This window comes from Mesorhizobium sp. M7A.F.Ca.AU.002.02.1.1 (genome assembly GCF_003998535.1).
Taxonomy (GTDB): Bacteria; Pseudomonadota; Alphaproteobacteria; order Rhizobiales; family Rhizobiaceae; genus Mesorhizobium; species Mesorhizobium ciceri.
Genome location: NZ_RZPB01000339.1, coordinates 1 through 6304, shown reverse-complemented (window position 1 = coordinate 6304; position 6304 = coordinate 1). Strand labels below are relative to the sequence as shown.

General features: G+C 56.6%; 6 protein-coding genes. All 6 read right to left on the bottom strand.

All coding sequences use genetic code 11. The annotated features are described in order from the left end of the window. Window positions 1-536: sulfotransferase (locus tag EN879_RS20230; RefSeq protein ID WP_127274204.1), on the bottom strand; the 536-nt coding region annotated here is incomplete at its 3' end. 283 nt (window positions 537-819) lie between these two features. Then, entirely contained in the window at window positions 820-1608 is a 789-nt protein-coding gene (locus EN879_RS20225) for an ABC transporter permease (protein WP_063169398.1), read from the bottom strand. Between the two features lie 3 nt (window positions 1609-1611). Then, window positions 1612-2526 (bottom strand): nodulation factor ABC transporter ATP-binding protein NodI, encoded by a 915-nt coding sequence (gene nodI, locus EN879_RS20220; RefSeq protein WP_024505873.1) that lies wholly within the window; start codon window positions 2524-2526, stop codon window positions 1612-1614. Between the two features lie 261 nt (window positions 2527-2787). Further along, a complete protein-coding gene (nodC, locus tag EN879_RS20215; protein WP_063169399.1) occupies window positions 2788-4113 on the bottom strand; it encodes a chitooligosaccharide synthase NodC in 1326 nt (441 codons plus the stop codon). 15 nt (window positions 4114-4128) lie between these two features. Beyond that, window positions 4129-4788, bottom strand: a complete 660-nt coding sequence (gene nodB / locus EN879_RS20210; RefSeq protein ID WP_063169400.1) for a chitooligosaccharide deacetylase NodB — start codon at window positions 4786-4788, stop codon at window positions 4129-4131. Continuing rightward, window positions 4785-5375, bottom strand: a complete 591-nt coding sequence (locus EN879_RS20205; RefSeq protein WP_127274203.1) for a NodA family N-acyltransferase — start codon at window positions 5373-5375, stop codon at window positions 4785-4787. The genes nodB and EN879_RS20205 overlap by 4 nt, the downstream gene beginning before the upstream one ends. Window positions 5376-6304 lie beyond the last annotated feature (929 nt).

Below are 6304 nucleotides of genomic sequence, written 5' to 3'. Positions count from 1 at the left end.
CTTACAAGCAGGTTGGCCGACGTGAAGGAGTCCATAACGCGAGCGTGAAAATCGTCGGCGGCTTTGAAATAAGCCTCACAGTCGGCGATTGACAACCTGACGCTCGGTGGCCGAGCGGTATCGTTGTCCCAGCTGAACTTCAGCCAGTGACCGCTTTCCCTGGCCTGCACAAAGGATCGGAGCGATTCCAATACGTTTCGGCGAACAACAAGGATGACCTTGAGTGCTGGCCAACGAGCCAGTTCCGCAAAGAATGCGGGACGCTCGCGAAACTGAGGTTCATTGATCTTGCATCCAAGATGCGTCACATTCTTGTAGTCGCGCATAGGGCAGCGCACATAGGCAAGCTCAAGAAGCTCGCGATCCGTGCCTAGCAGGCGATCAGTGCTGGGCCAATTGGGATCATATTCGTTTAGCAACTCACCGTTACTCAAAACGGTCGGATGCTCGTTTAGCAATTCTTCTAAATAGTGTGTTCCGGTCCTTGGCATAGCAAGGATCACAAAAGGCTCAAGAGTTGCTTCGTTGTGGGTCATTGCATGTGTATCCAACTAAATAATGGCCGCGACGGTCTGTGGACGCGCACAAGAAGCTTGGCTGCTATCGATTGAACGCTCCGGGTGGGTCCGCGCCTCACCATCCAGCCTGTTCTTCGAGGTGTGGTCGCGAAGCTGGGCGGGTGCCTGCAGCGGCTGGGTGGCGCCCGGCTTCGGCGTTGTACCACTCGCGATTCCTAGCATACGCATGCCTCCGGGCCGCTGTGGGCAGTTTGCATCCGGCATTGCGGACCTCCTTCTGGTTAATGGGTGTAAGCAAGCGTCAACGCATTAGTCGTCGATGAAACAGTCCAGCCGACAGAAAAAAAGGCAATACAGCGAACATGCAAAGTGCGCCTATATGCAGCCCTACATTGTCGCCCAGGCGGCCGAGCATCACCGGACGGATTAGCTCGATAGAATTCGCCAGGGGCGAGAAGGCCGCAATCTGCTGAAACACTCCTGGCAATTGGCCGACTGGAAAAACCGCGCCCGAAAGGAACAGCATGGGTGTGATGACAAGCGTCTGATAGAAAATAAAATAGTGATAACTGGGCGCGAGCGCGATGACGAGCATGGCCAGGCTCGCAAAGGCGAATCCGGTGAGAGCGACGACCGGTAGCACGTAGAGAACCGACGTCCACGCGGCATAACCTAGCGCGGCCGCAACAATCGCAATTGTCGTACCGGCCAGAAAAGCCTTTGTGGCTGCCCAGGTCAATTCACCGAGAACGATGTCGCCGAGGGTAAGTTGTGTGTGCAGGATTGCTTCCCAAGTGCCCTGATCGCGCATTCGACCGAAAACCGCGTAAATTGTTTCGAAGGTTGATGCTGTCATCGCGCTCGTCGCAACCATGCCGGCTGCCAGAAAGGCGATGTAGGATGCACCTTCGATGCGGCCTACCAACAGTCCAAGGCCAGTGCCGAGCCCGAAAAGGTAAATCATCGGATCAGCAAGGGTGCCGAGCATTGAAGCAAATGCCACCTTCTTCCATGCCAGATGATTGCGGCGCCACACCGCCATCCAGTTCCAGGCGTTGGCGGGTAGAGCGGCCGCAAAACGTTCACCCATTGCTCACTTCTCCATCTCACGTCCGGTTAACCGCAAGAAAACGTCCTCCAGACTGGGTGGACGCTCTAGAATACGCAGACCCGCTCGACCGCGAAGCTGGATGCGCACATCCTCCGGCTCAGGCGCATAGCAAAAGAGCGTCTCGCCGCTTACCTCGACACGCTGAACGTACGGTCTGATCAGCGAAATCAGCTCCTGTGGATTACCGCCGAAGATCTCGATCACGTTGCACCCAATGTACTCGTCGATCAGCGCATGAGGACTGCCCTCGGCGATCTTGCGTCCCCGCTCGAGAACACACAGCCGATCACAAAGCCGCTCAGCCTCTTCCATGAAATGGGTGGTCAAAATGATCGTTTTTCCGCTCGCCAGCAGGAAACGAAGTCGCTCCCAGATCAGATGGCGGGCATGCGGGTCGAGGCCGGTCGTGGGCTCATCCATCACAAGCAACTGGGGGTCGTTGATCAGAGCACGTGCCAGCGTCAGGCGCCGCTTCATCCCGCCGGATAGCAGGCCGACACGTGAATCCGCCTTGCTCTCAAGGCGAGCGAACTCGAGCAGCCGTGGGATGACGGCGTTGATCTCTCTTGTACTCATGCCGAAGTAGCGCCCGAACACCAACAGGTTCTCACGTACCGTAAATTCCAGGTCGAGATTGTCGAACTGCGGGACCACGCCTATGCCCTTGCGGGCCAAGCGGCTGCGTGCCGGCACTGGTAGACCGAGGACTGTTATATCACCCGCGTCAGGCCGGGTCATACCGAGGAGCATACGCGCAATCGTGCTCTTGCCTGCGCCGTTAGGCCCCAGCAGACCGAAGCACTCTCCCGATGCAACGGTGAAGGACAGCCCGTCCACAACGAGCTTGTTTCCGAATAATTTGGTTACGCCGGTAAGGTCGATTGCTACATTGGACATGCGTCTATCTCAAGCGGAATGAGTCCGATTGGCCACCGGCAGCTTACTTGCGAATTCTGGTTCAGAGCAGGCCACCGCCTTGAGATGACACCTTTGGAAAGTCGCGGCCGGAGCGACGTGTGTATCGCTTCCGCCAAAGAATAACGTCAAGATGCCACGTGTCGCTTCCACATAGTCCCCGTTCTGACCATAGGTAACTCGACAAGCTTCACCCCGTGTCGACTGACACAACTTACTCGGTCACTCGGCGCTGCAAGGCCGTCAGACTTCACTAGCTGTGAGCGAAAGATCTGCAGTATGAAGTGACTCCGCAATTCCAGAATTGCCCGCAGCATTTGCTCCGCCAAGCGGCATCGCGCTTGTGATTTCCTTTGTGCTGCTGTTGGGCAGGGGAACACTTTTACGCGACAGCCAATCGCTATTGCTCAATGTACACAGGGCGTAAGCCTTCAAGGGGATCAACAGGAATATCCTGATTAACGCGTGCATTGAATAGCCGATGAATCGAAGCTGCCGAGTGCGGAAAGATAACACCGTAGATCTGATTATGGTCATCGTGACAATAGCCAGCACCGTCCACCAATTTACTGTATGTGAAAATAGTAACTCACCGAGCGCCGTTACTACCGCGATGCCGAGCAACAATGGGCCGAGATTCTCTCCCATCACATCCAAAGTTAGATAGCGATCCAGGCCACGCAGTAGACCTCGCGCAAGCATCGTGTCCCGGAAAGTGCTTCGTGCCCAGCGGAGTTGTTGGCGCAAATAAGGTCCCATCTTGTCCGGAACGACTGTCGCCGCGACGGCACCTGGAACGTACTCGGTTCGAAAGCCTGCTTTCAGCATGAGGATCGTAAGATGACGGTCTTCACCGAAGTCGCTTGGTTTCCCCCTGAACAGCTGCGTCTCGTATTGATCCAGCAGAGAAAGGAGACAAGACCGGCGGTACATTGCACATGGGCCGCAGCAGCACATGACCGCACCAAAGCGACCTTGCGCCGCGCGCTCCTCATTGCAAGCCAGCCAGTATTCCATATCGATCAATCGGGTCAACCAAGTGTCGCTGCGGTTGTATGCCGTCAGCTGGCCCATGGCCGCTCCGACCATGGAATCCCGCATTTTTACTGCAAGCTTCGTGATGACGTCGGACGCAAGTGTCGTGTCAGAGTCGACGCTGAGCACGAAATCTCCAGATGAGCGGCGGATGGCGGCGATCTGCGCCTTGCGTTTGCCAACATTTTCGCGGAGCAGAATGAAATTGAATCTCGGGTCGCCCTCGTAGGCGTGATGTACCGGGATGACGGCATTACGATTTCCAGAACCGTCGTCAACCAGATAGACCTGAAATGTTCCGGAGTAATCTTGATTTGCAATGGAAGCTAAACACGCCGCGAGTGTGCGCGGGTCCTCATTGTAGCAGGGGATAATGACATCCACGCTCGGCCAACGGTCGGATCCGAACAAGCTTTCCGACGGCGGCGTAACATTTTCCGGTTGGGAGTAGACCGCTTGCATGCCTCTGTAAACAGTCGAGAGCACCGCATAAGACGAAACGGCAACAGTACTGGCTGTGGTGAGAAGGTCCATAGGATCTCTGTTTGTTCAGGGATGTTGAGGAAGTGATCGGATTACAAATCCGCGGCCGTGCAATTCTGGAATTAGGCGTGACAACGCTGTCACCGTCTGGTCGCGCAGACTGGCTTGATTGCCTGGTTGCAATTCGTCGGGAGCGCACCCGTCGTGCAACAGCACGATTGCGCCCGGCCGGATATCGGCGAGCACTCTGTCGACGATGGCGTCAACGCCGGGGCGAGACCAGTCGCGTGGATCAATGGACCAATGGACGGGCGCCAATGCCTCACCCGCTAATGCAGCGATTACTTCTTCGGTCCAGATGCCATAGGGTGCACGAAAGTACCGAACCATGGCCTGCGGGCAAGCCATCCCTATGACTCTGTTTGCCTCAACTATCTGGCAGTCGACTTCGACGGACCCGCATTTAGCTAGGTCCGGATGAGTCATCGTGTGGTTGGCTATACCGTGGCCGTCTGTAATAATTCGGCGAACGAGTTCCGGCTCGTCGGCCGCGTAGGCCCCAACAACGAAGAAGGTCGCCGGCACCTGATGTTGCGCCAGCACATTGAGTATCTGCGGTGTGAAAAATGAATTGGGACCGTCGTCAAACGTCAGATAGACGCTGCGCTCTGCAATGCGATCGGCATTGTCACTCTGCCCTTCGCATATGTAGTCCAGAGGCTTCATAGTTCCGGACCGTTCCGGTCGATCAGGGTACCAGACGGCCACTCGTCCATCGAGCGTCCGATCGGCGAAACCAACACGAGTACGTCTTCCAGGCGCGTGGGCGGCAGGTCGGGATGCACATCTGGACGGGTCGACCGTACGCGAACGCCCGACACAATGTTCGCGAGGCCGGCTCTGCAGAATCTTTCGACATGGTTTCGCAGCGCGTGCCGAACCGTGCCGAAAGCGAATGGAACACCCAACTGATGGAGCACTGGGTACGCCACGCGCATCGAAAAACCGATTCCGAGCCCTTCAAGATCCGGACGAACCGCGTACAGGCCCAATTCAGCGACGATCAAGTCGACCTCGCCAACTTTGATGAAGCGCCGCAGCATGCCGATGTGAGCCGCTACCCCATGCGCGTCGTAGCCGATTGCGCGGAATTCCGGCCTCGCGCCGGCCCAACTGCGGCCGCCTTCGAATGGCTCCGCGTTGAAGGCGCCAGTCCGTCCATAGGTCTTTCGAAAAAAGTAGGAGAGTTCGACATGGTCGGCCAGTTGCAGCTCATTTTCCCAGCACAACTTCCACTCGACATTCGGACGCATGGAAGACCTCACCTTGTAGCTGTCTGGTTGAGATAAATGTCCAAGCATTGATTAAATAATTGGCGTCGCGCCAACGGGGCGTAACTTGTGGGGACCGCCGAAAGACCAAGCCGCAATGCAGATGCGACTGACTTTGTACGCCCCGCACACCAGATGATGCTCCTCAGATCCAACGCAACCATCGGAACTACCTATCTTTCCAACTTGAAGCGCTTCTATGGGACCTGCAGCAAAAACGGTAAAATCCTTTGTTTAGATGAAAGGTATCCACGCTTTGGATAACTGGGCGAATGCGTTCCATATGGCTGGTCAATTATCGTCGTCACGCTCGAGGCACTTCTGACGAAGCGCAAAGCTCACGCCCGCGGCACGCGCGGCCGTTGCCGGGCCGCGCGATTATCTCCGTAAGAGCCGAGTGGAGCTCAGACACGACGATTGATCAGAATCTGATTCGCGGGTTCAGTATCTCTTTCGTGTATCCAGCTCTGGGCTGTCCTTTGGCGGGAGTTAGGTTCGCCCAGGTTCTGAGCCTGGGGCGTTGGCCCGTTCGCCGCGCAGGCTCCTTCGCACATCGTCGAGGCCGAGAAAGAGGGGCCACACAGCTCCCCCTGTACTTTCCACCACCCGACACCAGCGCTCACCCAGGGCGCCGGCCTTGCTCACCTCAACGGATAGCGCACTCGCGCCGCTTCACGATTAAAAGAATTCTACAAGCAAGATGCCTGTTTGATCGAGAGACGTCCGCTGCCAATTCCCGCATCGCAGAGGCAGCCAATAGCGCTCGCTTTACATAGTGGTCCGGCAAGCAGCTAGATACGACAGGTGACCTCAAATGAGGCGTCTTGCATGGCTTCTACACCTGCCTGAATGCCAGAACTGCGTTCGTACCGCCCATGGCGAAGGCGTTGCTCATGGCGACGCGCACCTTG